Here is a 26,038-nt window from a genome sequence, read left to right as displayed (position 1 = left end):
GCGCCCAGAATGCCGGTCGGCGCTTATATAAGTCAAGCCTGACATAGTCATGCGGCCTCGGCCTCCCGGGTGGTCGGGGTGAGGGGGAGGGTGGTCGTGGTGAACTCGTCGGGCGGGTAAGGCGCGCCGAGGCCGGGCTCCGAGGTGGACGCGGCGCCGGCGGCGGCTGCGCCGGCGGACGCTGCGCCGGGCAGCGCTGCGACTGTGTCGGCTGCGCCGGTGGACGGCGCGCCAGGGAATGCAGCGACTGTGTTGGCTCCGCCGGCGGACGCTGCGAGTGTGTCGGGTCCGCCAGTGGACGTCGCGTCAGTGGATGCTTCGCCGGTGAACCGTGCGCCGGTGGACGCTGCGACCTTGTTGGCGTCGCTGGGGGCGGAGTCGGAGGTGTCGTGGCGGAGTTGGTCGGGCCAGGGTGCTTCGGCGCGGGGGGCTGACTTGGTGAAGACGGTGGTGCCTCGGGAGAGGTCGTGGCCTACGGAGACGGCGTCCAGGACTACTCGGGAACGCAGTTCGCCGGCGTCGGTGGTCCACTCGCGGGTGCGGAGGCGGCCGGTGACGATGACCGGCTGGCCGACGTGGATGGACTCGAAGGTGTTCTGGGCGAGGGTGCGCCAGCATTCGACGTTGAACCAGGTGGTGGGACGATCGGTCCAGGCGCCGTCGGGCTGTTGCCATCGTGGGGTGGAACCGACCCGGAAGGTCGCCGTCGGTGTCCGGCCGCCGACCTCCTTGAACTGGGGCTCGCTGCCGACCCAGCCCTGCACTGTCACGTAGGTCTCGCTCATCGTGGCCACTGTCCTTTCGATCGCGGTGTCATCGGAGAAGATGCACGCGATCGGCCCGGAATTCAGGCCCGAGTTCAGGCCTGTGGACAACCGGTTGGGCTCGGGTGGTGCCGAGCGCATAGGCTCTGGGGTATGGCGGAATTCATCTATACCCTTCGCAACGTCCGGAAGGCGTTCGGCGACAAGGTCGTCCTCGACAATGTCACGCTGAACTTCCTGACCGGGGCGAAGATCGGCGTGGTCGGGCCGAACGGCACCGGCAAGTCCTCCCTGTTCAAGATCATGGCCGGGCTCGACCAGCCCTCCAACGGGGAGGGGCGGCTGGCGGAGGACGCCACGGTGGGGATCCTGCTGCAGGAGCCGCCGCTGACCGAGGGCAAGACCGTGCTGGAGAACGTCGAGGAGGGGGTCGGCGACACCAAGCAGAAGCTCGACCGCTTCAACGAGATCTCCGCCGAGCTGGCCGATCCGGACGCGGACTACGACACGCTGCTGGCCGAGATGGGTGACCTGCAGACCGAGCTCGACCACCGCAACGCGTGGGACGTCGACGCGCAGCTCGAGCAGGCGATGGACGCACTGCGGTGCCCGCCGGCCGACGTACTGGTGGACAACCTGTCCGGTGGTGAGCGGCGCCGGGTCGCGCTCTGCAAGCTGCTGCTGCAGCAGCCCGATCTGCTGCTGCTCGACGAGCCCACCAACCACCTGGACGCGGAGTCCGTGCTGTGGCTGGAGCAGCACCTGCAGAAGTACCCGGGCGCCGTCCTGGCGATCACCCACGACCGGTACTTCCTGGACAACGTCGCCGAGTGGATCCTGGAAATGGACCGCGGCAAGACGTATGGGTATGAGGGCAACTACTCGAAGTACCTGGAGACCAAGCAGCAGCGCCTCGTGGTCGAGGGCCAGAAGGACGCGAAGCGGCAGAAGATCCTGGAGCGCGAGCTCGAGTGGGTCCGGTCGAACGCGAAGGCCCGGCAGACCAAGAGCAAGTCCCGGCTGGCCCGCTACGAGGAGCTCGCGGCCGAGGCCGAGCGGTCCAAGAAGCTGGACATCGACGAGATCAACATCCCGGCCGGTCCGCGGCTGGGCAGCACGGTGCTCGAGGTCAGCAAGCTGGACAAGGGCTTCGGCGACCGCAAGCTGATCGACAACCTGAGCTTCTCGCTCCCGCGGGCCGGCATCGTCGGCATCGTCGGTCCGAACGGCGTCGGCAAGTCGACCCTGTTCCGGATGATCGTCGGCGAGGAGACGCCGGACGCGGGCACCCTGAAGCTCGGCGAGACCGTCAAGATCTCGTACGTCGACCAGTCGCGCGGCGGCCTGGACCCGAAGAAGACGGTCTGGCAGCAGGTCTCCGACGAGCTCGACTACATCAAGGTCGCGAACTTCGAGATGCCGAGCCGGGCGTACGTCGCCTCGTTCGGCTTCAAGGGCCCGGACCAGCAGAAGCCGACCGGCGTCCTGTCCGGCGGTGAGCGGAACCGGCTGAACCTGGCGCTGACGCTGAAGATGGGCGGCAACCTGCTGCTCCTCGACGAGCCGACCAACGACCTGGACGTCGAGACACTGCAGTCGCTCGAGGACGCCTTGCTGGAGTTCCCCGGTTGTGCTGTGGTCGTCTCCCACGACCGGTGGTTCCTGGACCGCGTCGCGACCCACATCCTGGCCTGGGAAGGCACCGACGAGGACCCGGCCAAGTGGTTCTGGTTCGAGGGCAACTTCGCGTCGTACGAGGCGAACAAGATCGAGCGCCTCGGCCCGGAGGCGGCCCGCCCGCACCGCGTGACGCACCGCAAGCTCACGCGCGACTGAGCCATGGAACGGCAGAACCCCGGGCGGCCCATCGGCCACCCGGGGTTCGTCATTTTTTACGTGCCGGGCTTCGGGTAGAGCTGGTTGAGTACCTGGAAGTCGTCGTTCGACGGGTGGGTGCTCCAGCCCGCGGCGACCGTCCCGCTCTTCAAGCAACTGTTGGTGGACGAGTTGTGGTCGAGGCCGAGGGCGTGCCCCAGCTCATGGCAGGTGCTCTTGGCGCGCTGCGTGGTGTTGGTGAGCAGCCGCGTGTTGAGTTCGACCTTGGCCGGGCCGGACGGAGCGTTCGGCGCCCACGTCGTCAGGCCGTACCAGGAGTCCGCGCTGCTGACCGCGTAGACGTGCACGCAGTGCGTGCCGTTACCGGGGCAACCTTGGGTGTACCACCGGTAGTACGAGTCGATCCCCGGTGACTGGTACCAGTCGTTCACCGCGGCAGTGACCGGGTAGCCGGCCGGGGTGTGGTCCAGGAAGTAGATCTGCGGGTCGTTGAACTGGTTGTACGCCCAGGCGTGGCTGCACCATGCGGCCGCCGTACCGACGAAGGGCGAACAGGCCAGGATCTGCGCTGGGCCCATCGTCTGCCCAGCCGGTACGACGCCCTGGACGCCCTTGGCGCGGAGTTCGGCGCGGAGCTTCTCGGCCGGCCCGGCGGGCTCGTACCGGGTCACGCTGGTGACTGCGCCCAACGCGTTCCGCTCGACCACGACGACCTCGTCGTCGGCAACGGTCGGCGCGGCTGCGGGTGCCTTGCCGGCCACGGGGGCGGCGCCGGCGGCGACTCCCCACGGCGAGATCGCGACGGCGACGGCGAACAGCGAAGCCGCTGCCGTCACCACAATCCTTCGTCTGACATGCCTCACGGATGGTCCTCTCTCGGGGCGGACGCCGGTCCGGGGACCGGCGAGGAATCCCCATGAGAACGCAGAAAATCTCGAACCGGCCAGGCTTCGGAACCGGCAGCTCCGGAACTGCCGGTGTTCGATCGTTCACCGTCAGTCGCTTGATAGTTAGCCCTTGCGCTAAGTGTTAGAGGAGGTTAATACTTAGCTTCATGGCACAGTATTCGCGCGAGGTCGACGGAGTGTTCGTTGCGCTGGCGGATCCGACCCGGCGGGAGGTGATCCGGCGGCTCGGGCGCGGACCGACGAGCGTGGGGGAGCTGGCCGCCGAGTTCCCGATGACGTTGCCGTCGTTCATGAAGCATGTCCGGACGCTGGAGTCGAACGGGTTGATCCGGACGGTCAAGACCGGCCGGGTGCGGACCTGTGTGCTCGATCGCGAACGGCTGGAGCTGGTGGACGACTGGCTCGCCGAGCAGCGGCGGATCTGGACGGACCGCACTGATCGCCTGGAGCAGTTCGTCACCGAATCGATGGAGGAGCAGTCATGAACCCCGACCTGGATCTGACCGTGGAGCGAGTCATTCGCGCACCGCGAGCAGTGGTGTGGAAGGCCTGGACCGACCCGGTGAGTTTCGCGAAGTGGTGGGTTCCGGCGCCGACGGTTTGCCGGGTCGAGCGTCTCGAGGCGCGGGCTGGTGGTGCTCTGGTGACTCAGATGAGCGACGACGGCGTGGACTTCGTTCCGCAGATGGATGCAACCTTCCTGGTGGTCGAGGAGCTGGAGCGGATCGTGTTCACGAACGCGATCGACAGCGCCTGGCGGCCGGCCAATCCGGAGCCGGTCACGATGGTGGCCGAGATCGTCCTGGCCGATCACGCCGACGGCACCGACTACCGGATCGTCGTACGGCATGGCGATCCGGCGTCGCGGAAACGCCATGCGGAGCTGGGATTCGCCGATGGGTGGGGGACTGTCACCAGACAGCTCGCCGAGCTGGTCGAGGCGGTCCGGTGAAGCTCGTCCTGACCGAGTTCGTCACCCTGGACGGCGTCAGCCAGGGCCCGGGTTCCCCGACCGAGGACACGACCGACGGCTTCACGCGTGGCGGCTGGCTCGTCCCGTTCATCGACGAAACCTTCGTACGGCGTACTGCCGAGTGGCTGGCGTTGGCCGACGGCCTACTGCTCGGACGCCGCACGTACGACGCGTTCGCGCGCGACTGGCCGCAGATCACAGACCCCGACGACCCGTTCACCGAGCGGATGAACGCCCTGCCGAAGTACGTCGTGACTCGGACCCTCACCGAAGGCTCGTGGAACCCCACGACCGTCGTCAGCAGCCTGGAAGACGTTGCAGAGTTGAAGAAAGCAACAGGTAACGAACTCCAGATCCACGGCAGCGCGCGTCTCGGCGATGCCCTGGTGAAGGCCGGCCTGGTCGACCTGGTGCGGCTGGTCGTGGCGCCGACGGTCATCGGGGCAGGTCGACGGTTGTTCGAGCATTCGGACGGCACGGCCGGACTGAAGCTGACCAAGCACGAGGCAACGCCGAGCGGTCTGATGCTCCTCGAGTATGAGAACCAAGGCGCCGCGCCGACCGCGTCGTACGAAGGCGTTACTGCGTTTGTGTGAGGTGGTCGTCGAGGACGCGCTCGACGACCGGCAGGTCCTCGGTGATGAGTGCCTTCCAAAGCGCCCAGCCGCGGGCGCGCGCCCAGGTGCCCGCGTCCTGCTGAACGGCATCGCGAAAGACGGAACGCGACGAGCCGGAGAAGAAGGTATAGGCGATCACGAGATCGCAGGCCGGATCGCCGACGCCCGAGGTGCCGAAGTCGATGACGGCCGAGAGCCGGCCGTCCTGGACCAACAAGTTGCCATGGGCAATGTCTCCGTGGAACCAGACCGGCGGCCGGTCCCAGGAAGTCGCCAGTGCGGCCTCCCACACCTCGCGGGCGAGGTCGGCGTTGATCCGTTCCTTCAGTGACGCGAGCGCTTCGACGGTCTCCGAGTGGTAGTGCGCCGGCGGGCCGCCTCGGTAGAAGCTGTGCGCGCCGGCCAATGGTCCGCCGGACGCATCACACTGCTGCAGAGCCAGGATGAACGACGCCACAGCCCGGGCGAACTCGTCCAGATCGGCAACGGTTTCGAGAGACGCCGTGGAGCCGTCTATCCACCGGCGGATCGCCCAGCGGTGCGGATAGCCTTGCCCTGGCTCGCCTTTGGCGACGGCCTCAGGAATGGGGACGGGAAGCGCCGGCGCCAGGATCGGCAGCCACTGGTGTTCCTTGTCGACGGCGGCCGCGTACGCCGCGGCGGTGGGCAGGCGCGCGGTCAGTTCGGCGCCGAGCCGGTACGTGCGGTTGTCCCAGCCGTCGACCTTGACCGGAGCGATCGGTAGTTCGGCCCACTTCGGGAACTGGTCGACGAGCAAGCGCCGTACCAGCTCTGCGGAGATGCCGGCGCGGCCGTCCTGATGGTGGTCTGTCACAGCTCGAGTCTGTCGGGAGATGCGAGTGCCGGGCCAACGCTTTAGTCGGCGGCTACAGAGTCGGCGAAGAACGCGAGGATGGTCCGCAGTTCGTCGTCGGTCCGGTTCGCGAGGACCGACTGCATGCGGGCGCCCTGCTCGGCGTACAGCGGCAGGAAGGTCTGCTGGATCGCCTCCAGTGACGGCGTCACCAGGACCTTGCGGCGGTCGGAAGGATCCGCCTTGCGACTGACGAAGCCGTGCGACTCCAGCCGGTCGATGACTCCGGTGACCGTGCCGGAGGTGAGGCCGCTGAACTCCGCGAGCTGGCGCGGCGTGAGCGGGCCGTGGGTCTGCAGCAGCGTCATGAACTGCGAGTCGCTGGCGCCCAGCCCGAGCTTGGCCGAGACCGAGTGGTTGAACAGGATCACGTCCGCGATGAACCGAATCACCTGCTGCTGGATCTCGGCGGTGAGCTCTTGTCTGGCTTTCGTCATGGTCTGCCTCAGCATAGAGCTTGTAATTCTCTCGGATTTCCAAGATACTCGAAACTCCAAGATACTTGAAGATCCGAGGAGAAGACCATGAAGGTGTTGGTGATCGGTGCCGGAACCGGCGGGCTGGCGTTGGCTCACGGGCTACTGCGGGCCGGCATCGAGGTGGCGGTGTTCGAGCGCGACGCGCTGCGCACCGACGGCCTGCACGGCTATCGGGTCGGCATCGACCCGGACGGCAGCCGAGCGCTGCACGCGCTGCTACCGCCCGAGCTGTACGACACGTTCGTGGCGACCAGAGCCCGCGATCCGAAGTACTTCAACATGCTCACCGAGGACCTCAAGGAGGTGCTCTCGCTGGAGCTGCCGCCGGTCACCGATCCGGTCGAGAGTGAGAAGTCGATCAGCCGGATGACGATGCGGCAGGTTCTGCTGACCGGCCTGGATGACGTGGTCGAGTACGGCAAGGAGTTCACCCGCTTCGAGCAGCACGGTGACCAGGTGACGGCCCACTTCACCGACGGTACGGCGGCCACCGGCGACCTGCTGGTCGCCGCGGACGGAGCCGGCTCCCGCGTACGGCGGCAATATCTCCCGCACGCGAAAACGGAAGAGACCGGGATCGTCGCGATCGCCGGCAAGTTGCCGATCACGCCGGAGAGCGCAGCGCTGGTTCCGGCGAAGGTCTTCGAAGGGATCACCCTGGTCAACGCCCCGCGCGGACTGGCCTGCATCCTGCATGTGATGGAGTTCCAGTGGGACCGCGACGGCAACGTCAAGGACGGTATCGGCGGCAACACCGAGGAGCTGATCCGGCGTTGGCCGGGCCTGCAGTTCGACAACACCCGCGACTACATCAACTGGGGGCTGTCAGCGACGAAGGACAAGCTCCCGGCGAACATCATGGAGCTCGCCGGAAAAGATCTGGTCGATGCCGCGCTCGAGCTCACGCCCGGCTGGCACCCGAATCTGCGCCGACTGTTCGAGCTGACCGATCCGGGCACCTGCTTCCCGGTGAACATCCGGACCTCGGTGCCGCTCAAGCCCTGGGAGACGACGAATGTGACCCTGCTCGGGGATGCGATCCACACCATGACGCCAGGTCGCGGCGTCGGGGCGAACACCGCGCTGCGCGACGCCGTGAACCTCTGTCGCCAGTTGATCGAGGTCCGGGACGGCCGCAGCGAGCTGATTCCGGCGGTCCGCGAGTACGAGGCGAAGATGATCGACTACGGCTTCGACGCGGTCCTCAAGTCCCGCGCGCAGATGACCTCGGCCGATCCCGTCCACAAGCCCGTGATCGGCCGGGTGGCGCTGGCCGGCCTGCGCACCGCGATGCGCACCGTCAACAACGTGCCGTCGTTGAAGCGTCGCATGCGTGACTCGATGCTGGCCTACCGCGGCGCCGACCGCGACGAACTGGAACTCAAGCTCTGATCAGTGCTGGCCGATGTGCTCGGAGACGGCGTCGAAGACACGACCGACCGCGGCGAAGTCCTCGGGGCTCGCCAGGTCGACCAGGTTCTCCCGGACGCCCTCGACATGGGTCGGTGCGGCCTCGACCAGCAGGTTGTGGCCCGCGTCGGTCAGCTCCGCCCAGACGCCGCGCTTGTCGCTCGTGCACGACGTGCGGCGGACCAGCTCGGCCGCTTCCAGCCGTCCGATCGTGTGGGTCAGTCGCGACCGGCTCTGGTGCAGGCGGTCGGCCAGGTCGGCCATCCGCAGCCGCCGATCGGGCGACTCCGAGAGGCGGACCAGGATCTCGTAGTCGTTGATACCGATGCCGAAGCGGCGCAGGTCGTCGTCCAGCTTGGCCATCAGGCGTGCGGTGCCCAGCAGGTAGGCGCGCCAGGCCACCTGCTGCTCGGCGTTCAGCCACCGGGTCTCAGTCGTCGTCGTCACGTGGACCAGTGTACCGGGAATGTAGTTGACTTTTAAACCGTTGATCCGTAGTGTCGTGATCAACAGGTTGACACAACAACCCGACACTGACCACGTCGCCCCCGACATAGCCTGTACTTCCTGAGAGGACCTCATGACCGAGACCGTCAGCACCCCCACCACCACCATCCCCGGCCTGGTTTCGGGCACGTACGCCCTCGACGCGGCGCACACCGAGATCGGCTTCACCGTTCGGCACCTGATGACCAAGGTGCGCGGCACCTTCCAGGAGTTCAGCGGCGAGATCGTCGTCAAGGACTCGCTCGAGGACTCGACCGCCAACGTGAGCATCGAGCTGGCCTCGGTGCACACCCGCAACGAGCAGCGCGACGGCCACCTGCGCTCCGGCGACTTCTTCGACGCCGAGAACTCCCCGAAGATGACGTTCGTGAGCACCGCGCTCAAGGCCGAGGGTGACGACTACATCCTGGCCGGCGACCTGACCATCAAGAACGTCACCAAGCCGGTCGAGCTCGCCTTCGAGTTCCTCGGCGTCGAGCAGAACGCCTACGGCCAGACCATCCTCGGCTTCGAGGCCTCCACCTCGATCAGCCGCAAGGAGTTCGGCATCGACTTCAACGTCCCGCTCGAGGGTGGCAAGCTCCTGATCGGCGACAAGGTGGACATCCACCTCGACATCCAGGCCGCACTGCAGGCCTGAAGGTAAGACCCGAAAGCCCCGCATCCCGGGTGGGTGCGGGGCTTCGTCATGCCTGGACCATGCGGTGGGCGAGGTCTCCGTAGAGCTTGCCCAAGGCGTCCGGGTCGCCCCGATGCGGCGTGTACCACCGCGCCACGTCGATCGACAGTGACAGTACGGCGAGCGTCGTACCAGGCAGGTCCGGTACGGCGAACGATCCGTCCCGTACGCCGTCCGCCAGCACCTGCTCGATCTCCGTGGAGATGGCCCGGCGGATCGTCGCGACCTCGGCCAGGTGTTCGGGCGACAGGGCGTTCAGCTCGTACTGCACCACGTGCGCGATGGTGTGGTGCCGCGCATGCCACGCGGTGAAGGCGGCGACCAGCGAGCGGAGGCGATCCGCGGGAGTCTCGCCGACGTTGGCCGATCGCAGGATCGCGAGTGCCGCGTTGTGGCCGTAGAGGCTGATGTCGAAGAGCAGACGCTCCTTGGACGGGTAGTGCACGTAGAGCGCGGCCGGGCTCATGCCGGCGCGGGACGCGATGTCGCGGGTCGTCGTCGCCTGGAAGCCGCGCTCGGCGAACGCGTCGATGGCGCCCGTCAGCAGCCGGCGCGCGGCGGCGGGCTCGACGTGGGCCCAATCGAGGGGATCGGTGACTGCGGACACGTTGACACCCTGCACCAAACGGGTGAAGCTAAGCAAGCGCTTAGCCACAGATCACACGAGCTCGGAGGCACCCGATGGACCGCGTCATCTTCAACGAGGATCACCACGCCTTCCGGGCCAGTGCCAAGGAGTACTGCGACCGGTCGCTGGTACCGCGGATGGAGCAGTTCCTCGAGGAGAAGACGATCGACCGGGCCGCCTGGCTCGAAGCCGGCAAGCAGGGCTTCCTCGGTCTCGACGTCCCCGAGGAGTACGGCGGCTCCAGCGTCGGCGACTACCGGTTCAACCAGGTGTTCGCCGAGGAGGTCTCGAAGGTCTCCGCCTCGCTGTCGAGCTGCTTCGGCATCCACTACGACTGCGCCGCGCCGTACTTCGTCGACCTCGGCACCGAGGAGCAGAAGCAGCGCTGGCTGCCGAAGTTCTGCTCCGGTGAGTACGTCGCCGCGATCGGCATGACCGAGCCGTCCGGCGGCTCCGACCTGGCCGCGCTGAAGACGACCGCGAAGAAGGCCGACGGCGGCTGGGTGCTGAACGGGTCCAAGACCTTCATCACCAACGGCGACATGGCCGACCTGGTGATCGTGGCCGCCCGGACCACCCCGGAGAAGGGCGCGAAGGGCATCACGCTGTTCGTCGTCGAGGAAGGGATGGAGGGCTTCGCCCGCGGGCGCAAGCTGGACAAGGTCGGGCAGACCGAGTCGGGCACCTCGGAACTGTTCTTCGAGGACCTCTTCGTTGCCGATGACAACGTTCTCGGCGAGCTCGACCGCGGCTTCATCCACATGATGGAGCGCCTCGCCCAGGAGCGGATCGGCGCCGCGGTGTCGAACATCGCGCACGCCGCCCAGATCCTCGACGAGACCATCGAGTACGTGAAGCAGCGCAAGGCCTTCGGCCAGCCGGTCGGCTCGTTCCAGTACAACAAGTTCCTGATCGCCGAGCTCGTCACCAAGGTCGAGGTCACCCAGGCGTACGTCGACAACGGCGTGGTCGCGCACGACGAGAACCGGCTGACCGCCGTGGACGCGGCCAAGACCAAGTGGTGGAGCGCCCACGTGCAGAACGAGGTGCTCGACGCCTGTGTCCAGCTGCACGGCGGCTACGGCTACATGAACGAGTACCGCGTCGCCCGCGCTTGGCGGGACGCGCGCGTCACCAAGATCTGGGCCGGTTCGAACGAGATCATGAAGGAACTCATCGGCCGCGACCTCGGCCTGTAGAAGGAGACTCGCGAAATGCCTGAAGCAGTCATCGTCTCGACCGCCCGCTCGCCGATCGGCCGTGCGAACAAGGGGTCGCTGACCACCATCCGGCCCGACGATCTCGCGGTCCAGATGATCAAGGCGGCGACCGACAAGATCGGTCTGACCGGCGACCAGATCGAGGACCTGATGCTCGGGTGCGCGGAGCCGCACGACGAGCACGGCGGCAACATGGCCCGCCGGGTCGCGGTGCAGCTGGGCTGGGACACCGTGCCCGCCACCACGGTCAACCGGTTCTGCGCGTCCTCGACCCAGACCGCGCGGATGGCCTTCCACGCGATCAAGGCCGGTGAGGGTGACATCTTCGTCAGCGCCGGCGTCGAGTGCGTCTCGCGGTACAAGAACTTCGGCTCCGCCGGCGTCGGCGACCCGAGCTCGTTCAACGAGCAGTTCACCGACGCGGTCGCGCGGACGGCGAAGTACGCGGAGACCAACGAGACCTGGCACGACCCGCGCGAGGACGGCTACCTGCCGGACATCTACATCTCGATGGGGCAGACCGCGGAGAACGTCGCGACCCTCAAGGGGATCAGCCGCGCGGACCAGGACGCGTTCGGCGTCCGCTCGCAGAACCTGGCTGAGAAGGCGATCAACAACGGCTTCTTCGAGCGCGAGATCTCACCCGTGACGCTGCCCGACGGCACGGTCGTCAGCAAGGACGACGGCCCCCGGGCCGGTACGACGCTCGAGGGCGTCAGCGGCCTGAAGCCGGTGTTCCGTCCCGACGGCACCGTGACCGCCGGCAACTGCTGCCCGCTGAACGACGGCGCGGCCGCGGTCGTGATCATGAGCGACACCAAGGCGCGTGAGCTCGGCCTGACCCCGCTGGCCCGGATCGTGTCCACCGGCGTGAGTGGTCTGTCGCCCGAGATCATGGGCCTCGGTCCGGTCGAGGCGTCGAAGCAGGCGCTGGCCCGCGCCGGGATGAGCATCGGCGACATCGACCTGGTCGAGATCAACGAGGCCTTCGCGGTCCAGGTGATCGGCTCGGCGCGCGAACTCGGCATCGAAGAGGATCGGCTGAACGTGCACGGCGGCGCGATCGCGCTCGGTCACCCGTTCGGCTCGACCGGTGCCCGGATCATGACGACCCTGGTGAACGGTCTGCAGTTCGAGGACAAGCAGTTCGGCCTCGAGACGATGTGCGTCGGCGGCGGTCAGGGCATGGCCATCGTCCTGGAGCGCCTCAGCTGATGAGCCTCGAGAACCGTACGGCGATCGTCACCGGAGCCTCTCGCGGAATCGGGCTGGCGATCGCCCACCGGCTGGTCGCGGACGGCGCTCGCGTCGTCATCACCGGTCGCAACCAAGAGGCTCTCGACGCGGCCGTCGAGTCGTTGGGCGGCCGCCCGCATGCCCTCGGGATCGCGGGCAACACCGCGGACGGCGCTCATCGCGGCGCCACGGTCGCGGCCGCGGTCGCGACGTACGGGTCGTTGGATCTGCTGGTCAACAACACCGGGATCAACCCGATCTACGGCGACCTGCTCGACATCGAGGCCGGTGTCGCCGCGAAGATGGTCGACACCAACGTGCTGGCCACGATCTCCTGGGTGAAGGCCTGCCGGGACGCTTGGATGGGCAACCACGGCGGCGCGGTGGTCAACGTGTCGTCGCTGGCGGGACTCTCGCCGTCGCCCGGAATCGGCTGGTACGGCGCGACCAAGGCGATGCTGTCCCGCGTCACGGCGGAGTTGGCCCTCGAGCTCGCACCCGAGATCCGGATCAACGCAGTGGCTCCGGCGGTCGTGAAGACCAAGTTCGCCGGAGCTCTCTACGAAGGGCGTGAGGACGAGGTGGCCGGGACGTACCCGCTGGCCCGGCTCGGCCGCCCCGAGGATGTCGCCTCGCTGGTGTGGTTCCTGCTCTCCGACGAGGCGTCCTGGATCACCGGTCAGACCATCACGATCGACGGTGGCCTCACCCTCAACGGCGGTATCGCCGGCTAGGGCTGCCGGCCCTGCCAGGCCGCCAACCGGTCGTACGGTGATGCGTCGTCGGCGACCGGTACGACCGGACCGAACGGGATGTGTCCGCCACGCGGCTCAGCCGGAAGGAACCGGACGAGCATCGGCAGTACCTGGTTGGCTAGTGCGTCGTCGAGCTGGTCGAGTCGGCCGGTCGCTTTCCCCAGGTCCCACGAGTGCGTGGTGAGCTCGCCGGTGTAGGCGGCGAGTGCTGCTGCGCCCGGGAACGTGCCGAACGGCAGCTTGCAGATCCGCTCGAGGATGCCGTCGTCGGTCAGGGTCTCGTCGAGCGCAGTCCGGTGTTGCTTCCAGGTGCCGGGAATGTCCGGGCTGTCGGTCACCGACGGAATCGTCAGTGGGTCGCCGCCCGACAGTGCGAGGTCGATGCGGTGCACGACCGAGAGCAGGTGACCGAGCAGCGTGCGGACGTCGTACTCCGGGCACGGGGTCGACAGCGTCAGCTGGTCAGGACTGACACGGTCGATGAGGTTCTGGGTCTGGTCGAGTGCACGGATGAACAGGGGGCGTGGGTCAGCATTCGTCATGTCCCTACCTTCGGGCTTGATAGGTGACATCTTCTGTCGCCTATTCTGACCAAGTGCGAGCCGACCGGTTGTTGCAGATCATCCTGTTGCTGCAGCGCCATGCGCGGCTGAGCACGCGGGAGCTGGCCGAGCGGCTGGAAGTGTCCAAGCGCACGGTGATGCGGGACATGGAGGCGCTGTCAGCCGCCGGCGTTCCCGTGTACGCCGAACGCGGGCGCAACGGCGGTTGCGTGCTGCTCCCGGGGTACCGCGCTGACGTCAGTGGGCTGACGCCGCGCGAGGCGCAGGCACTGTTCGCGTGGTCCGGCCGGTCCGAGCTGTCGGACGAGTTAGGGCTGCGGACGAGCCTCAAGTCGGCCATGGGCAAGCTCTCCGCGACTCTGCCGGCAGAACTGCAGGATGACGCCGCTGCGCTCTCCAGTGCGATCGTGGTGGACCGCCGGCGCTGGTTCGCCGAGGCCGAGGACCACGGCGCTTTGCCGGTACTGCGGCAGGCCGTGGTGGCCGAGCGTCGCGTGCGACTGCGTTACGCATCAGCGAGCAGCGGGCTGCAACGCCGTACCGTCGATCCGTGGGGGCTGGTTGAGCAAGCCGGGCGCTGGTATCTGGTGGCCGCACACCGGGGCTCCGCACGGATGTACCGGGTGTCGCGGATCGAGCAGGTCGACGTCCTGGAAGAGGCGGCGGACCGACCAGCCGGTCTGGACGTCAGAGCCGAGTGGGAGCGGCTACGGGCCAACCTGGAGCAGGGCTCTGGACCGACCGGTGTTCAGGCGATTGTGCGGGTGCGTCCCGATCGGGTCGACATTCTGCGGCGCGTGGTCACGCCGTTCCTGTCGAAGGGCGCCATCCCGCGTGAGGTTCCCAGTGACGACGAGTGGACCGGGCTGGAGCTGGACTTTCGCGTTCGCGAGGCCGCGTGCGGGATTCTGATCGCCTTCGGGCCTGAGGTCGAAGTGCTCGGCCCGGCCGACCTGCGGGAGCGGTTGCTGGAGCTGGCTCGCGGAGCCGTTGCGCTCTACGGCGGACTCCCCGCCGCCGGTGACCACGTCGTGTCCCAGCACGATGGCGCTTCCGGCGGTCGGGGCGTTCAGTCCAACAGCACCGGGTAACTCTAATCCCCCGGAGGCGCACGACCGAATCACAGACCGCGCGCGGCGGTTGCGATCACGTTGCTGTTCGGTTCGGACCGTAAATCCGTGGCGTGGCGCGAGTGTCGCTGTCTATCGTCCGACCATGACGACAGGGGTACAGATCCGGCCGGTGACCAGTGCCGACGCCGAGGCGGTCGCGGCGCTGCGCCGGGCTGTCTACGAGTACAAGATCATGTCGGTGGACGCGGCCCGGCACATGATCACCGTCTCGTCGCCGGCCGAGCGGTTCCTCGCCCTGGTCGCCGAGACCGATGGTCAGGTGGTCGGCTGGGGTTCGGCGGGACTGAACGTCTGGACCAGCGAAGCGGGCCAGAGCAACATCTCGATCTACGTGCACCCTGACCTGCGCAAGCAGGGAATCGGCAGCACGCTCGCGGACCGGTTGCACCAGCACCTGACCGAGATCGGTGCGGTGCGGGCGCGCACGTTCGCGCCACCGGACGGTCTGGAGTTCGCCCGCAACCGGGGCTACGACGGCACCCGCCAGGTGCACTACTCCGGGGTGCAGACGGCCGTGCTGCCGCCGCAGCCGCCGACTCCGGAGGACATCACGCTGGTGACTGTGGACCAGCTCGAACCGCGGCAGGTGTTCCTGGCCGACACGGTCGCTTCGCTCGACGAGCCGAGCGACTACCCGATGGACACGGCCGACTACGACGAATGGCTGGAAGAGATCTGGACGGCGCCTGGTCTCGACAAGTCGCTCAGCGTTGCCGCGATGGTCGGGTCCGAGGTGGTCTGCTACACCGCGGTCGAGACCGACGGCGATCGGGCCTGGTCGGGGATGACCGGCACGATCCCGGCGTACCGGGGGCGCGGGCTGGCCAAGCTGGTCAAGTCGGTCGCCCTGCGGCGCTGCGCCGCGGCCGGTATCACCGCCGCCTACACGTCCAACGACGACGAGAACGGCGCGATGCTTGCCGTCAACAACTGGCTCGGCTACCGCCGGGTCCAGACCGAGCTGGCCTTGCTGCGCGCCTTCTGATTCGGCTACGTGCCGTGGTGATATCGACCTGTAACGTGACAATGTCTGCAATATCCACCACGGCACAGGTTATCTTCCGGGGAACTTCGGTGAAGGAGTTCTCATGGAGATCAGGGCTGCTGAAGAGGGCGATCTCGCCGGCTTACTCGCTCTGCACGACCAGCTCGCGCCCTACCTCGTGGTCACCGAGGTCGGACTGCGGGACCGGCTGACGACGCCGCCGGCGCCCGGGCAGGGGACGTTCACCGCAGTGGACGGTGACCACGTCGTGGGGACGGCGACGACCGGGTTGATCGCCGGCTCCGATCCGCTCGACGGACAGTTGCGGGTGCTCGTTCGCCCGGAGTACCGCGGACAGGGGATCGGAACCCGGCTGGTCGACGCGGCTCACGACGTACTACGTGCCGCGGGAGCGACCACCGCACGCGTGTTCGCGGAACCGTCGGCAGGGGAGTGGGCCGGCCGTTGGGGCTATCGCCAGACGCGGCAGGTGCACTATGCCGGGATCGATCCGCGGAAGGCGCCGGACCTTCCAGAGCTGCCGTCCGGGGTCGACCTGATCCCGCTGAACGAAGCCGATCCGCACCAGCTCTACGCGGCCGATGTGATTGCCCAACGCACCAAACCGGGCGATGCCAAGATCGTTGCCCGGCCGTACGGCGAATGGTTGTGGGCGATCTGGGAGTCGCCGGTGATGGTTCTCGACCTCAGCGTGGCGGCCCTGTACGCCGGTGAGATCGCCGCGTTCACGTTGGGCAACGGCGATCACACGAAGGTGTGGTCACAGATGACCGCGACGATGCCGGAGTTCCGGGGCCGCGGGCTGGCCAAGCTGGTCAAGGCCGCCGCCCTGCATCGGGCCGCCGCAGCCGGGGTGCAGAACTGCTACACCGCCAACTACGACGGCAATGCGCCGATGCTCGCCGTGAACGAGTGGCTCGGCTACTACCGCGTCGCCACTCACTCGGTGATGGTCTGTCCCCTTTAAGGAACGAGCAGTACGACGGTCTCCGCGACGCAGGCCGGCTTGGCGGAGTTCTCCAGCTCGATGACCCAGTTGAGCGAGACCTGGACGCCGGCCGGGGTCTCGGCGGCGTTGGCGATCGAGGCGCCGGCACGGACTCGCGAGCCGACCGGGACCGGCGTCGGGAACCGGACCTTGTTCACGCCGTAGTTGAGCTTCGCGGTGACGCCGGAGACGGAGAACAGCTCCTCGCCGAAGCGCGCGATCAGGCTCAGCGTCAGGTACCCGTGGGCGATCGTGCCGCCGTACGGGCCCTTGGTTGCGCGTTCGACATCGACGTGGATCCACTGGTGGTCCCCGGTGGCCTCGGCGAACTGGTTCACCTGCTCCTGGGTGATCTCGAGCCACTCGGTCTCGCCGAGCGAGGTGCCGACCGCGTTCGCTACTTCGTCGACACCGTTGAACGACTTCGCCATGGTCGAAACCCCTCAGTTCCGGGGTCCACCGGCGACGTACAAAACCTGGCCGGAGACGAAGCCGGACTCCTCGCTGCAGAAGAACGACGCGGCGGCGGCGATGTCCTCGGGCTTACCGGTGCGCTGCACCGGGATCGAGGCCGCGGTGGCCTTCTTGAACTCCTCGAAGTCCACGCCGACCCGGGCCGCGGTCGCCGCGGTCATGTCGGTCTCGATGAAGCCCGGCGCGATCGCGTTCGCGGTGACGCCGAACTTGCCCAGCTCGAAGGCGAGCGTCTTGGCCAGGCCCTGCAGGCCGGCCTTCGCGGAGGCGTAGTTCGCCTGGCCGCGGTTGCCCAGTGCGGAGGTCGACGACAGGAACACCATCCGGCCGTAACCGGCCTCGACCATGTGCGCCTGGACGGCCTTCGACATCAGGAAGCTGCCCTTGAGGTGCACCGACATCACGGTGTCCCAGTCGTCCTCGGACATCTTGAAGAGCAGGTTGTCGCGCAGCACGCCGGCGTTGTTCACCAGGATCGTCGGGGCGCCGAGCTCGGCCACCACCCGCTCGACCGCGGCGGCGACCTGGTCGGCCTTGCTCACGTCGGCACCGATCGCGACGGCCTTGCCGCCGGCCTCGGTGATCGCCTTGACGGTGCCTTCACAGGCGCCTTCGTCCAGGTCGAGGACCGCGACCGCGTTCCCGTCCTTGGCCAGCCGGAGCGCGACGGCCGCGCCGATTCCCCGGGCTGCCCCGGTCACGATCGCCACTCGCTGCTGCGTCATCGCCGCTCCCTACCGGTAGGTACTCGTTGCTGGGGATGACATTACCCACGCTGTGTGAGCCCGGGAGTGCTCAGGATGCGATGATCGCCGTGTGGATCATCACAACCGGCACGTTTACTTCTGTCCGCTGCGATGGGGCGACATGGACGCGCTGGGTCACGTGAACAACGGCAAGTACGTCGACTACCTCCAGGACGCCCGCGTGGACTTCCTGTTCCGGACCGCCGCCGACCTCGGCGCGGACACCCTGGATACCGGGCTGCTGGTCGCCCGGCACGAAGTCCAGTACCGCGCGCCGTTGCGGTTCCGTCCCGAGCCGGTCCGGATCGAGCTGTGGATCAGCGAGATCAAGGCGGCCCAGTTCACCGTCGACTACGAGATCCTCGACGTCGAGCCGACCAGGACGACGTACGTCGAGGCCCGGACCAAACTGGTCCCGTTCGACTTCAAGGCCAACCGCCTGCGCCGGATCACCCCGGAAGAGCGCGAAGTGCTGTCGAAGCTGGTGGGCAAATGACCTTCACGCACCCCGTGCTGGTTCGCTGGTCGGACATCGACTCCTACGACCACGTGAACAACGTCCGGTACTTCGACTATCTGCAGGAAGCCCGGATCGCGTTCCTGAGTCAGCTGGCCGAGACCCAGGACTACTTCGCCGACTATCCGTGCGTCCTGGTCAGTCAGACCGTCGACTACCTGCGCCCGATCCTGCTCCGGCACCCGCCGTACGACGTGGACGTGTGGATCGAGTCCGTCGGTACGACGTCGTACACGATGGGCTCGCGGATCGTCGACCGCAGCGGCGGCGCGGAGGACGTGTACGCGAAGGCGGTCTCGGTGATCGTCGCCGTGGACGGCGTCACGCACGCCAAACGCGAGCTGTTCGAGCCCGAGCGGGCAGCCCTCCTCAGCGCCGTTAGGTCGACTTGAGACACTGGAACCGACATGAGTGACGCAGAGAGCTTCTACGACGCCGTCGGTGGGGCGGACACCTTCCACCGGCTGGTGGCGGCCTTCTACCGTGGCGTCGCCGCCGACCCCGAGCTACGCCCGATGTACCCCGAGGAGGACCTCGGTCCGGCCGAGGTGCGGTTCCGGATGTTTCTGGAGCAGTACTGGGGCGGACCGAAGACCTACTCCGACGAGCGCGGACATCCGCGGCTGCGGATGCGGCACGCGCCGTTCGCGGTCACGCCGAGCTCGCGGGACCGCTGGCTGGGCCACATGCGCGCCGCACTGGACGAGATCGCCCTGCCGCCCGATCGGGACGAGGAGATCTGGCGGTACATGGTGATGGCCGCGCACAGCATGGTGAACACCGACGAACCGCAGTACCCGGGCGCGATCGACGTGTCCGGCAAGTAGACCTACTCCCCGAGGAGAGAACTCGAGCATGGCAACCACTCGTACGGCCAAGACGCACTGGGAAGGCTCGCTGATCGAGGGCGCCGGGCAGGTCGCCCTGGAGTCCTCCGGGGTCGGCACCTTCGACGTCTCGTGGGCGTCACGCGCCAACGACGCGAACGGCAAGACCAGCCCGGAAGAGCTGATCGCGGCCGCGCACTCGGCGTGCTTCTCGATGGCGCTGTCGCACGCGCTGGCCCAGGGCGGCAACGCACCGGAGTCCCTGGACACCTCCGCCGACGTCACCTTCCAGCCGGGTGAGGGCATCACCGGGATCGTGCTGTCGGTCAACGGCAAGGTGCCGGGCCTGACCGCCGACGAGTTCGCCGAGTTCGCCGAGGACGCGAAGAAGAACTGCCCGGTCTCCCAGGCGCTGGCCGGTACGACGATCACGCTGGACGTCACCTTCACCGCCTGAACATGCGAGAGCGCCCCAGTCCAGGTGGACTGGGGCGCTCTGTGTTTGTCAGCCGTGGAACTGCGCGACGACCTTCGTGAAGGCGTATGCCGTCTGTGAGATCCCGCTGCAGTCCGAGCCGGCGTCACCGCCGCTGCCGCACTGCCGGTCCCGGTTGACGGCCCAGAAGGTGAACCGGGCCAGGTGGTGCTGCTGGGCGTAGCCGAGCATCTGCTGGAAGTCGGTCAGCCGGACGGTCTCGTTGTCGTCGGTCTTGCCGTTCATCGACGAGATGCCCATGTGCCGGTACGCCGTGTCGTCGCTCCAGCCGTAGGCGCTCTTCAGCTTGGCCTTGAGGCCCTCGGAGGCCTGCTGGGTCAGCGTGGCCATGTTGCCCGAGCCGGCCCCGAAGTCGAACGGCATCAGCACCCAGCCGTCCGGGGTGAAGCCGGAGTTCTTCGCCTTGGTGATCAGGCTGCTGCCCCACGAGTCCGGGCCGGTCTGCTCGGTGCCCATCGTGAGGTAGATCTTCAGCCCGGCGTTGTTGTTCCGGATCGTCTTCAGCGCGTCCACGACCCGCTGCTGGACGGTGTTGTTCTGGAACTCGGTGTTCTCGATGTCGATGTCGATCGCCTTCAGCCCGAAGGCGTTGATCACCTTCTGGTAGGCGCCGGCCAGGGCGGAGGCCGAGGTGCACTTGATACCGAGCTTGTTGCCGTCCCAGCCGCCGAACGAGGGGATCACGTCGCCGCCGGCCGCGCGGATGCTGTTGATCGCGGACTGGTCGGAGCCGCCGGTCAGGCTGCGGTCGCCGTCCCACTTCGGGTTGCAGCCGCCGTCGGACAGCACGAAGGCCATCGTGAACCACTGGTTCCCGGCCGCCTTCATCACGTCGGTCGGCTTCTGCGGGTTGCCCCAGCCGAGATACAGGTACGGCGCGGCGCCGATCGAGGCGGGATCGGCCTGGATCGCGGTCGGGGCGGCCTGGACTGTCGTGGCGGCACCGAGCACCAGGGCACCGGTGGCGACCGCGGAGGCGGCGATGGTGAGCGTGCGCAAGCGCATCTCGAACTCCAATCCTGGGGGCGGGCAAGAGTGAGCCGGGGCCAAAGTTAGGAAGGTTTCCTAATGATTGTCAACAGTTCGGTGGAACTGTTCGTTCATGATCAGGAAGGCGCCGAGACCGTGGAAGTCGTTGGTCGCGCGCGTCCGCCCGGCGTAGTACGCGTAGTCGCCGACGTTGGTGCCGACGCTGATGTCCTTCAGGTTGGTCCGCCCGTCGCTGCCGAGCGAGATCTTCGCGAGCACTCCTTGGTACCCGCGGTCGGCCACGGTCTGGTACGACGCCGCGACGTACCCACGCTGCACCGCGCGCGAGATGACGAACGTGTACATCGACGAGCACGACGTCTCGGTCCAGTTGTCGCTTCGGCCGCCCTTGTCGACGACCTGGAACCACCGACCGGTCTTCGGGTCCTGGTAGTGCGCGTATGCCGCCACCAGTCGCCGCAGTACGTCGATCAGCTCGGCCCGGCGCGGCTGGTCGGCGGGTGCCGCCTCCAGGACGTCGATCACCGCCATCCCGTACCAGCCCTCGGCCCGGCACCACACCTCCGGCGACAGCCCCGTCTTCGGATCCGCCCAGCTCTGGGTGCGAGCCTCGTCGTACGCGTGGCGTAGGAGGCCGTTGGGTTGCTGCAGGTGACTCGCGTACGTCAGCAGCTGGCTGACGGTCTCCTTGCTGGTATAGGTCGAGTCGCCGAACTCGCGACCGTACTCCGCGAGGAACGGGTCGACCATGAACACCCCGTCACCCCAGAGCTGGTGTTGCCGGCTGGTGGCGTGCCAGAAGCCGCCGTCGGCGGTTCGCGGATAGCTGTCGAGTCTGGTGCGGATCTTGGTCGCAGCGATCTTGTAGCGGTTGTCGCCGGTCTCATGGTGCAGCAGGACGAGGAGCCGGCCGGAGAGCATGCTGTCGAGGTTGTTGAAGCTGTTGGTGATGTTCCCGGACGAATCCACGAACCTGTCCACCCACGACTTGAGGTAGGTGAGGTATTTGGGGTTCTTCGTCCGCTCGTAGACCAGGTACTGCCCGTAGAGATAGAGGCCGACCGGATAGGACCAGCCGCCGATCGTGGCCGGCTGGTAGCGCGCCATCGTCGAGTCGACCATCGCCACCGACCAGTCCGGGGCGAAGGCGCTGGGGGGAGAGGTGACGTCGAGATAGTCCAGGTTCGGAGCGCCGTCGGCTGTCGTTGCTGTCACGCGGACGGTGTTGGAACCCGCAGTGAGGTTCGCGTTGACGACGAGCGTGCGCCAGAGCGTCCAGGCGCCAGTAGTGGGAACCGCGACGTTTCTGGCGACCACCATCCCGTTGACCGCGATGTCCACGGCCCGGTTGGCGGTGGTGCCATTGGCGTGGTCGAAGGTGAGCGTGGCCGGGCCGGGCTGCGAGCTGTTGACCGTCCACTGCACGTAGCTGCCGATCGTGTTGGGCGTGTTGACGAAGCCGTTGCCTGAGAAGCCGGAGTGGTCGGTGTCGACCGTGCTGCCACCTGAGTACGCCGCCGCCTCGGCCTCGTACCGCGTGGTGCTTCCGGCGCGGGAGACGCGGTACAGGACCGTGGCGTGCGCCGGGACCGAGGCGCTGATCGAACCTGTGGTGTTCCGAATCGCCTTGCTCCACAGGTCTTTCAGCGTGTAGGAGCTGGAGCCGCCCAGCCCCAGAGCCGCGGTCGTCGTCGAGATGGTGGCTGTCGACCCCGTCTCGTTGGACAGGGCGACAGCGCGGTCCCCGTTGGCCAGAGTCTTGCCGTAGACAACCAGTCCGCCCGAGGAGCTGACCACAGTGCCCTGGCGGCCGAGCTTGTCCTGGTCGACCGCGATCACGTCGTGATTGGTCAGCAGGTCGAAGGTCTCGGCCGATGCCTTGCGCAGGTCGGTGCCGATCAGCAGGGGCGCCGACATCATCGCCCACAGGCTCAGGTGCGTGCGGTACTCGGTCGCAGTCATCCCGCCATTGCCGACCTCGAGCATGTCCGGATCGTTCCAGTGCCCGGGCCCGGCGTACTGGGCGAGGACACGGTTGGCCTGCGCCTTGCCGATCATGCTGGTCCAGTTGTCGCTGATGTCACCGGTGGTGCGCCACAGGTTGCCGACGTCCTTGCCCCACACCCACACCGGCGGCGGACCGGTACGGCCCCACTCGCAGATCGAGTACGTGATCGGGCGCCCGGTGTTCAGCAGGGCGTCCCGCATGGCTTTGTAGCGCTGCTGGGCATCCACACCCTGGTTGTTGCAGTTGTCGTACTTGAGGTAGTCGACACCCCAGGAGGCGAACAGATTGGCGTCCTGCTGCTCGTGACCGAGACCGCCCGGGAACCCGGCGGTGTTGCAGGTCTTGGTGCCGGCGCTGGTGTAGATACCGAACTTGAGCCCCTTGCCGTGCACGTAGTCCGCGAGGCTTTTGATGCCGTTCGGGAAACGTGCCGGGTCGGGAACCAGGTTGCCCTGTGCGTTGCGTTGCGGGAGCGCCCAGCAGTCGTCGATGTTGACGTACTGGTATCCGGCGTCCTTGAGGCCGCGGCTCACGAACAGGTCCGCGATGCTCTTGATCATCGCCTCGTTGAAGGCGCTGGAGCACTTGGTCGAGTTCCAGTTGTTGAAGCCCATCGGGGGTGTCCGCGCCAGACCGTTGTCCAGCAAGGGTTCAGGGCAGTTCTGCGCGGAGTCGGTCGCGCAGTACCCGGCAACGGTCTGGAAGCCGGCGTCGTACGGGCTCGCCGTACCGCGGGAGCCGTCGTACGCCGCGCCGACTGCCCGGGCGTACGACGTACCGACCCAGGTCTCGTCGATGCGCAGCCGCTTGTAGCGGGTGGTGTCGCTGGAGGCAGCGTGAGTGTTGAGGACCTCCAGCCGGAGATACCGGGTGGAGGTCGCCGGGAGGTCGATGAAGGCGACACCGCGGCGGCTGGGCAGCGTACCGGTCTTGATCGGTGCTCCCCAGTTCGTACCGTCCGCACTGGCGTAGACGCGGTAGTCCTTGATGCGGGCGGACTGTTCGGTCGCAGAACGCGCGTAGGCGACGGAGTCCTCGCGCTGGTTGATCCCGAGGTAGCGGACCGGCCTGGCCGAGCCGAGGTCGTAGCGCAGCGAGACCGGAGTGGTCTTGTTGGTGTCCCAGAAGGTCAGATAGCTGCCGTCTGCCGCAGCGGGTGCGCTGGTGGGGGCTCGCAGGATGCCCTCGCGTCCGGCCGTCTCGACCTTGAAGACAGTGTCGTACTGGTCCCAGCTGGAGATGCCGGTCAGGGTGAGGACGCCGCGTGCCTGTGAGTACGGGATGACGGCACCGGTGCGCAGGTTGGTCACCCGGGCGACGCGGTAGCCGTTGTCGCGGATCCGCAGGGTGCTGGTGGACGGCCGGGTCAGCACGTGGAGGTAGTGCTCGTCGGGGTTGCTGCGGCTGATCGTCGTGACCCCGTGGGCGCCGTCGTTCCAGAACCCGGGCTGCAGGCCGCCATACAGGTAGCCGCCGCCCTCGGTACCGGCGATCGACGGCCAGATCGGCCGCAGAAATTTGTCAAGAAGGTTGTTGAAACTCTCCTGATGGGCCGGGAAGCGGCCGTTGACCATCGCCGTCTCGGCCATCAGTGCCTTGATCGACGAGCCCGCGTTGCTGACCAGCCGGCCGATCGTCAGGGCCGGATCGACGGCCGGATCGGAGCCGCCGTACCACCAGGCGCCGGTCGAGGGCAGCTTGAAGTCGGCCTCGATCAGCCGCGGCGCCGCGGTGTAGACGGCCTGCGGGTAGTCGTAGGCCGGGGACATGCCGGTCTTCTGCTCGTTGCTGATCATGTCCATGATCGGCGTGTCCTCGTTGTTGTTGCTCAGCGTGTACGACGGGCGCTCGCGCCGGATCCGCTCGTAGAGCCCGTTGCGCTCCCAGTAGGCGTTGTCGTTGTCGATCCAGAACCCGCCGAGGTCGGGGTAGCGCTGCATCACCTCGACGAAGTTGTCGTAGCTGAACTCGCCGAATCCGTCCCGTGTGGTCAGGTCGACCGAGCGTCCCTTGTACTTCGAGTAGGCGGCGGAATCGAGCCAGTCCTTGCCGTCCGGCAGGCCGTCGGCATGCCACTGCGGGTCGTCGGTCATGTAGAGGATGACCTTCAGGCCCTGTGCGGAGGCGGCGTCGATGGTCTCGCGGACCAGGTCGCGGCCGGTGTGGCAACTGCCGGGGATCGCGCTCGGCCACGGCCGGGCGTAGCCGAGCCGGCTGTGGAAGGTGGCCAGCACGAGGTACTGCGTGTGCAGCTTCTGGGCCTCCCGGACCCAGTACGCCGGGTCCCAGCCGCCGGCGGTCACGGCGTTCTCCCAGCCGCTGCAACTCGTGTAGCCGGGGGACGTGCGCATCCCCCAGTGCAGGAACAGTCCGCCGACGGAGTCGCGGAGGAACTGCTGCCGGGGATGCTGCACCTCGGCCTGCGCGGGGGTCGGAAGAGCGACGACAGAGGTGGCGAGGAGGGGGATGGACAGGAGTGCCGCCAGGGCGCGGCGGAGGGCGGGTACGCGCATCGCTAGCTCCAAAACCGGGGGCGTCGGATTTGGTTAGGAAGGTTTCCTAATCACCAGCGATGATGACCCTCGGTGCCGGCGCGGTCAAGATCTGTGATGATGAATTGTGTTCTATTCCGTCGGAAGGTGAGCTTCCTCGGCCTTCTCAGTGGCACTGCCGACCCCGGACGAGGCTGAGGACTGCGGGTCGCGGGTGGTCAGGTTGCCGATCCGGAAGACCTCGCCGTTGCGGACGTACCAGGTGGTGCCGTCCTCACCGCGCAGCGTGGTGATCCGCAGGCCGACCGCGATCACGGTGCCGGTCGCCTTCTCCATGTCGATCAGGTCGCCGACGCCGTACTGGTCCTCGAAGATCATGAAGACACCGGCCAGGAAGTCCTTGACCAGGGTCTGGGCGCCGAAACCGAGGGCGACGCCGAGGATGCTGCCGGTGGCGATCACCGGCATGATGTTGAAGCCGAGCTCGGCCAGCAGCATCACCACCAGCACGGCGGTGAGGATGATCGTCACGGCACTGCAGAGCAGTGAAGCGATCGTTTCGGCCCGCTGGGTGCGGCGATCGGTGGCCAGGGTGTTCTCGACGAAGTCCTGGCCGAGCTTCGATCTGGACAGCACGCCGGCGACGGTGCCGTTGCCCGGGCGGGCGAGCCGCCGGATCAGCTTGTGCAGCACCCAGCGCAGGATGAAGAAACCGATGATCAGCCCGGCGATGCGCGCCGGAACGGTGATGATCTCGTCGGTCACCTCGAGCTTCCCGTCGTTGCCCCAGCGGAAGAAGGTCGGGAGCTCCAACGCACCGGAAAACAGGGGGTGACTGGACGCGGACAGAAGGTAGCTGGTCAGAATAGGCATCTCGCCGCCCATAGTAATGACGCCGCGGAGTGACCCCGA

28 protein-coding genes are annotated in these 26,038 nt (G+C 67.3%); 16 read left to right on the top strand and 12 right to left on the bottom strand.

Features of this window, described 5'->3' with window-relative positions:
• Positions 1-47: 47 nt before the first annotated feature.
• Complete coding sequence (locus ABZS29_RS17330; protein ID WP_355462931.1) at positions 48-785, bottom strand: single-stranded DNA-binding protein; 738 nt, start codon at positions 783-785, stop codon at positions 48-50.
• A gap of 132 nt (positions 786-917) precedes the next feature.
• Between ABZS29_RS17330 and ettA the strand changes: the two genes are divergently transcribed.
• Entirely contained in the window at positions 918-2,600 is a 1,683-nt protein-coding gene (ettA, locus tag ABZS29_RS17325) for an energy-dependent translational throttle protein EttA (protein ID WP_355462929.1), read from the top strand.
• Between the two features lie 56 nt (positions 2,601-2,656).
• Here ettA and ABZS29_RS17320 read toward each other — a convergent pair whose 3' ends face one another.
• Complete coding sequence (locus tag ABZS29_RS17320; RefSeq protein ID WP_355462927.1) at positions 2,657-3,436, bottom strand: matrixin family metalloprotease; 780 nt, start codon at positions 3,434-3,436, stop codon at positions 2,657-2,659.
• 218 nt (positions 3,437-3,654) lie between these two features.
• Between ABZS29_RS17320 and ABZS29_RS17315 the strand changes: the two genes are divergently transcribed.
• Genes ABZS29_RS17315 through ABZS29_RS17305 form a run of 3 tightly spaced genes read left to right on the top strand, consistent with a single transcriptional unit; the run spans position 3,655 to position 5,077 of the window.
• On the top strand, positions 3,655-3,993 hold the full coding sequence (locus ABZS29_RS17315) for a metalloregulator ArsR/SmtB family transcription factor (RefSeq protein ID WP_355462925.1): 339 nt from the start codon (positions 3,655-3,657) through the stop codon (positions 3,991-3,993).
• Complete coding sequence (locus ABZS29_RS17310; protein WP_355462923.1) at positions 3,990-4,460, top strand: SRPBCC domain-containing protein; 471 nt, start codon at positions 3,990-3,992, stop codon at positions 4,458-4,460. Before ABZS29_RS17315 ends, ABZS29_RS17310 begins: the two co-directional genes overlap by 4 nt.
• Positions 4,457-5,077, top strand: coding sequence for a dihydrofolate reductase family protein (locus tag ABZS29_RS17305; RefSeq protein WP_355462921.1), 621 nt, complete (start codon positions 4,457-4,459; stop codon positions 5,075-5,077). Before ABZS29_RS17310 ends, ABZS29_RS17305 begins: the two co-directional genes overlap by 4 nt.
• Here the strand turns inward: ABZS29_RS17305 and ABZS29_RS17300 are convergent.
• Both ABZS29_RS17300 and ABZS29_RS17295 read right to left on the bottom strand, forming a co-directional pair.
• Positions 5,061-5,933, bottom strand: a complete 873-nt coding sequence (locus tag ABZS29_RS17300; protein ID WP_355462920.1) for an aminoglycoside phosphotransferase family protein — start codon at positions 5,931-5,933, stop codon at positions 5,061-5,063. The genes ABZS29_RS17305 and ABZS29_RS17300 overlap by 17 nt on opposite strands.
• Before the next feature lie 41 nt (positions 5,934-5,974).
• Positions 5,975-6,409 carry a MarR family transcriptional regulator gene (locus ABZS29_RS17295; protein ID WP_355462918.1) on the bottom strand — a complete coding sequence of 145 codons (435 nt, stop codon included), beginning with the start codon at positions 6,407-6,409 and terminating at the stop codon, positions 5,975-5,977.
• 87 nt (positions 6,410-6,496) lie between these two features.
• Here ABZS29_RS17295 and ABZS29_RS17290 point away from each other — a divergent pair, with 87 nt between their 5' ends.
• Positions 6,497-7,843, top strand: a complete 1,347-nt coding sequence (locus ABZS29_RS17290; RefSeq protein ID WP_355462916.1) for an NAD(P)/FAD-dependent oxidoreductase — start codon at positions 6,497-6,499, stop codon at positions 7,841-7,843.
• Here ABZS29_RS17290 and ABZS29_RS17285 read toward each other — a convergent pair whose 3' ends face one another.
• A complete protein-coding gene (locus tag ABZS29_RS17285) occupies positions 7,844-8,308 on the bottom strand; it encodes a MarR family transcriptional regulator (RefSeq protein WP_355462914.1) in 465 nt (154 codons plus the stop codon).
• Between the two features lie 133 nt (positions 8,309-8,441).
• On the opposite strand from ABZS29_RS17285, the gene ABZS29_RS17280 reads away from it, so the two are divergent.
• Positions 8,442-9,008: a YceI family protein gene (locus tag ABZS29_RS17280; RefSeq protein WP_355462913.1), complete on the top strand. Its 567-nt coding sequence runs from the start codon at positions 8,442-8,444 to the stop codon at positions 9,006-9,008.
• 46 nt (positions 9,009-9,054) lie between these two features.
• Here ABZS29_RS17280 and ABZS29_RS17275 read toward each other — a convergent pair whose 3' ends face one another.
• Positions 9,055-9,654, bottom strand: coding sequence for a TetR/AcrR family transcriptional regulator (locus tag ABZS29_RS17275; RefSeq protein WP_355462911.1), 600 nt, complete (start codon positions 9,652-9,654; stop codon positions 9,055-9,057).
• Positions 9,655-9,728: 74 nt separating this feature from the next.
• Here ABZS29_RS17275 and ABZS29_RS17270 point away from each other — a divergent pair, with 74 nt between their 5' ends.
• The 3 genes from ABZS29_RS17270 to ABZS29_RS17260 are packed head-to-tail and all read left to right on the top strand — an operon-like array spanning position 9,729 to position 12,865.
• On the top strand, positions 9,729-10,874 hold the full coding sequence (locus ABZS29_RS17270; RefSeq protein ID WP_355462909.1) for an acyl-CoA dehydrogenase family protein: 1,146 nt from the start codon (positions 9,729-9,731) through the stop codon (positions 10,872-10,874).
• Positions 10,875-10,889: 15 nt separating this feature from the next.
• Positions 10,890-12,110: an acetyl-CoA C-acetyltransferase gene (locus ABZS29_RS17265; RefSeq protein WP_355462907.1), complete on the top strand. Its 1,221-nt coding sequence runs from the start codon at positions 10,890-10,892 to the stop codon at positions 12,108-12,110.
• Positions 12,110-12,865 carry an SDR family oxidoreductase gene (locus tag ABZS29_RS17260; RefSeq protein WP_355462906.1) on the top strand — a complete coding sequence of 252 codons (756 nt, stop codon included), beginning with the start codon at positions 12,110-12,112 and terminating at the stop codon, positions 12,863-12,865. Before ABZS29_RS17265 ends, ABZS29_RS17260 begins: the two co-directional genes overlap by 1 nt.
• Here ABZS29_RS17260 and ABZS29_RS17255 read toward each other — a convergent pair.
• The gene (locus tag ABZS29_RS17255; RefSeq protein ID WP_355462904.1) at positions 12,862-13,428 is read right to left on the bottom strand and encodes a TIGR03086 family metal-binding protein; all 567 of its coding nucleotides are present in this window, start codon (positions 13,426-13,428) and stop codon (positions 12,862-12,864) included. The two genes, ABZS29_RS17260 and ABZS29_RS17255, sit on opposite strands and share 4 nt — an antisense overlap.
• A gap of 53 nt (positions 13,429-13,481) precedes the next feature.
• Between ABZS29_RS17255 and ABZS29_RS17250 the strand changes: the two genes are divergently transcribed.
• From ABZS29_RS17250 to ABZS29_RS17240, 3 genes are all read left to right on the top strand, one after another.
• Entirely contained in the window at positions 13,482-14,540 is a 1,059-nt protein-coding gene (locus tag ABZS29_RS17250; protein ID WP_355462903.1) for a WYL domain-containing protein, read from the top strand.
• Between the two features lie 124 nt (positions 14,541-14,664).
• Positions 14,665-15,567, top strand: a complete 903-nt coding sequence (locus ABZS29_RS17245; RefSeq protein ID WP_355462901.1) for a GNAT family N-acetyltransferase — start codon at positions 14,665-14,667, stop codon at positions 15,565-15,567.
• A gap of 103 nt (positions 15,568-15,670) precedes the next feature.
• Positions 15,671-16,555: a GNAT family N-acetyltransferase gene (locus ABZS29_RS17240; RefSeq protein WP_355462899.1), complete on the top strand. Its 885-nt coding sequence runs from the start codon at positions 15,671-15,673 to the stop codon at positions 16,553-16,555.
• On the opposite strand, the gene ABZS29_RS17235 is transcribed toward ABZS29_RS17240, so the two are convergent.
• On the bottom strand, positions 16,552-17,007 hold the full coding sequence (locus tag ABZS29_RS17235) for a MaoC family dehydratase (RefSeq protein WP_355462897.1): 456 nt from the start codon (positions 17,005-17,007) through the stop codon (positions 16,552-16,554). The genes ABZS29_RS17240 and ABZS29_RS17235 overlap by 4 nt on opposite strands.
• 12 nt (positions 17,008-17,019) lie before the next feature.
• Positions 17,020-17,775, bottom strand: a complete 756-nt coding sequence (locus ABZS29_RS17230; protein WP_355462895.1) for an SDR family oxidoreductase — start codon at positions 17,773-17,775, stop codon at positions 17,020-17,022.
• Positions 17,776-17,866: 91 nt separating this feature from the next.
• Here ABZS29_RS17230 and ABZS29_RS17225 point away from each other — a divergent pair, with 91 nt between their 5' ends.
• From ABZS29_RS17225 to ABZS29_RS17210, 4 genes are read left to right on the top strand one after another with little or no spacing between them, the layout of a single operon-like run.
• Entirely contained in the window at positions 17,867-18,292 is a 426-nt protein-coding gene (locus ABZS29_RS17225; protein WP_355462893.1) for a thioesterase family protein, read from the top strand.
• Positions 18,289-18,705, top strand: a complete 417-nt coding sequence (locus ABZS29_RS17220; RefSeq protein ID WP_355462892.1) for an acyl-CoA thioesterase — start codon at positions 18,289-18,291, stop codon at positions 18,703-18,705. Before ABZS29_RS17225 ends, ABZS29_RS17220 begins: the two co-directional genes overlap by 4 nt.
• Positions 18,706-18,720: 15 nt before the next feature.
• Positions 18,721-19,140: a globin gene (locus tag ABZS29_RS17215; RefSeq protein ID WP_355462890.1), complete on the top strand. Its 420-nt coding sequence runs from the start codon at positions 18,721-18,723 to the stop codon at positions 19,138-19,140.
• A gap of 28 nt (positions 19,141-19,168) precedes the next feature.
• Positions 19,169-19,597 carry an OsmC family protein gene (locus ABZS29_RS17210; protein ID WP_355462888.1) on the top strand — a complete coding sequence of 143 codons (429 nt, stop codon included), beginning with the start codon at positions 19,169-19,171 and terminating at the stop codon, positions 19,595-19,597.
• 48 nt (positions 19,598-19,645) lie between these two features.
• Here ABZS29_RS17210 and ABZS29_RS17205 read toward each other — a convergent pair whose 3' ends face one another.
• The 3 genes from ABZS29_RS17205 to ABZS29_RS17195 form a co-directional block, all read right to left on the bottom strand.
• Complete coding sequence (locus tag ABZS29_RS17205) at positions 19,646-20,641, bottom strand: chitinase (protein ID WP_355462886.1); 996 nt, start codon at positions 20,639-20,641, stop codon at positions 19,646-19,648.
• A 60-nt stretch (positions 20,642-20,701) separates the two neighbouring features.
• Complete coding sequence (locus ABZS29_RS17200) at positions 20,702-25,147, bottom strand: glycoside hydrolase family 88 protein (protein WP_355462884.1); 4,446 nt, start codon at positions 25,145-25,147, stop codon at positions 20,702-20,704.
• A 111-nt stretch (positions 25,148-25,258) separates the two neighbouring features.
• Entirely contained in the window at positions 25,259-25,999 is a 741-nt protein-coding gene (locus ABZS29_RS17195; RefSeq protein ID WP_355462882.1) for a mechanosensitive ion channel domain-containing protein, read from the bottom strand.
• Between the last annotated feature and the right edge of the window lie 39 nt (positions 26,000-26,038).

Source organism: Kribbella sp. NPDC005582, assembly GCF_040605415.1.
GTDB lineage: Bacteria > Actinomycetota > Actinomycetes > Propionibacteriales > Kribbellaceae > Kribbella.
Note: the sequence above shows the minus strand (reverse complement) of the source record. Positions and strands in the feature narration are given on the sequence as shown.

Excerpts from the sequence above, each read along its gene's own strand:
- ABZS29_RS17330 (WP_355462931.1), bottom strand. The coding sequence starts at position 785 with ATGAGCGAGACCTACGTGACAGTGCAGGGCTGGGTCGGCAGCGAGCCC.
- ettA (WP_355462929.1), top strand. The coding sequence starts at position 918 with ATGGCGGAATTCATCTATACCCTTCGCAACGTCCGGAAGGCGTTCGGC.
- ABZS29_RS17315 (WP_355462925.1), top strand. The coding sequence starts at position 3,655 with ATGGCACAGTATTCGCGCGAGGTCGACGGAGTGTTCGTTGCGCTGGCG.
- ABZS29_RS17310 (WP_355462923.1), top strand. The coding sequence starts at position 3,990 with ATGAACCCCGACCTGGATCTGACCGTGGAGCGAGTCATTCGCGCACCG.
- ABZS29_RS17295 (WP_355462918.1), bottom strand. The coding sequence starts at position 6,409 with ATGACGAAAGCCAGACAAGAGCTCACCGCCGAGATCCAGCAGCAGGTG.
- ABZS29_RS17290 (WP_355462916.1), top strand. The coding sequence starts at position 6,497 with ATGAAGGTGTTGGTGATCGGTGCCGGAACCGGCGGGCTGGCGTTGGCT.
- ABZS29_RS17280 (WP_355462913.1), top strand. The coding sequence starts at position 8,442 with ATGACCGAGACCGTCAGCACCCCCACCACCACCATCCCCGGCCTGGTT.
- ABZS29_RS17270 (WP_355462909.1), top strand. The coding sequence starts at position 9,729 with ATGGACCGCGTCATCTTCAACGAGGATCACCACGCCTTCCGGGCCAGT.
- ABZS29_RS17265 (WP_355462907.1), top strand. The coding sequence starts at position 10,890 with ATGCCTGAAGCAGTCATCGTCTCGACCGCCCGCTCGCCGATCGGCCGT.
- ABZS29_RS17260 (WP_355462906.1), top strand. The coding sequence starts at position 12,110 with ATGAGCCTCGAGAACCGTACGGCGATCGTCACCGGAGCCTCTCGCGGA.
- ABZS29_RS17255 (WP_355462904.1), bottom strand. The coding sequence starts at position 13,428 with ATGACGAATGCTGACCCACGCCCCCTGTTCATCCGTGCACTCGACCAG.
- ABZS29_RS17245 (WP_355462901.1), top strand. The coding sequence starts at position 14,665 with ATGACGACAGGGGTACAGATCCGGCCGGTGACCAGTGCCGACGCCGAG.
- ABZS29_RS17240 (WP_355462899.1), top strand. The coding sequence starts at position 15,671 with ATGGAGATCAGGGCTGCTGAAGAGGGCGATCTCGCCGGCTTACTCGCT.
- ABZS29_RS17235 (WP_355462897.1), bottom strand. The coding sequence starts at position 17,007 with ATGGCGAAGTCGTTCAACGGTGTCGACGAAGTAGCGAACGCGGTCGGC.
- ABZS29_RS17230 (WP_355462895.1), bottom strand. The coding sequence starts at position 17,775 with ATGACGCAGCAGCGAGTGGCGATCGTGACCGGGGCAGCCCGGGGAATC.
- ABZS29_RS17220 (WP_355462892.1), top strand. The coding sequence starts at position 18,289 with ATGACCTTCACGCACCCCGTGCTGGTTCGCTGGTCGGACATCGACTCC.
- ABZS29_RS17215 (WP_355462890.1), top strand. The coding sequence starts at position 18,721 with ATGAGTGACGCAGAGAGCTTCTACGACGCCGTCGGTGGGGCGGACACC.
- ABZS29_RS17210 (WP_355462888.1), top strand. The coding sequence starts at position 19,169 with ATGGCAACCACTCGTACGGCCAAGACGCACTGGGAAGGCTCGCTGATC.
- ABZS29_RS17205 (WP_355462886.1), bottom strand. The coding sequence starts at position 20,641 with ATGCGCTTGCGCACGCTCACCATCGCCGCCTCCGCGGTCGCCACCGGT.
- ABZS29_RS17200 (WP_355462884.1), bottom strand. The coding sequence starts at position 25,147 with ATGCGCGTACCCGCCCTCCGCCGCGCCCTGGCGGCACTCCTGTCCATC.
- ABZS29_RS17195 (WP_355462882.1), bottom strand. The coding sequence starts at position 25,999 with ATGCCTATTCTGACCAGCTACCTTCTGTCCGCGTCCAGTCACCCCCTG.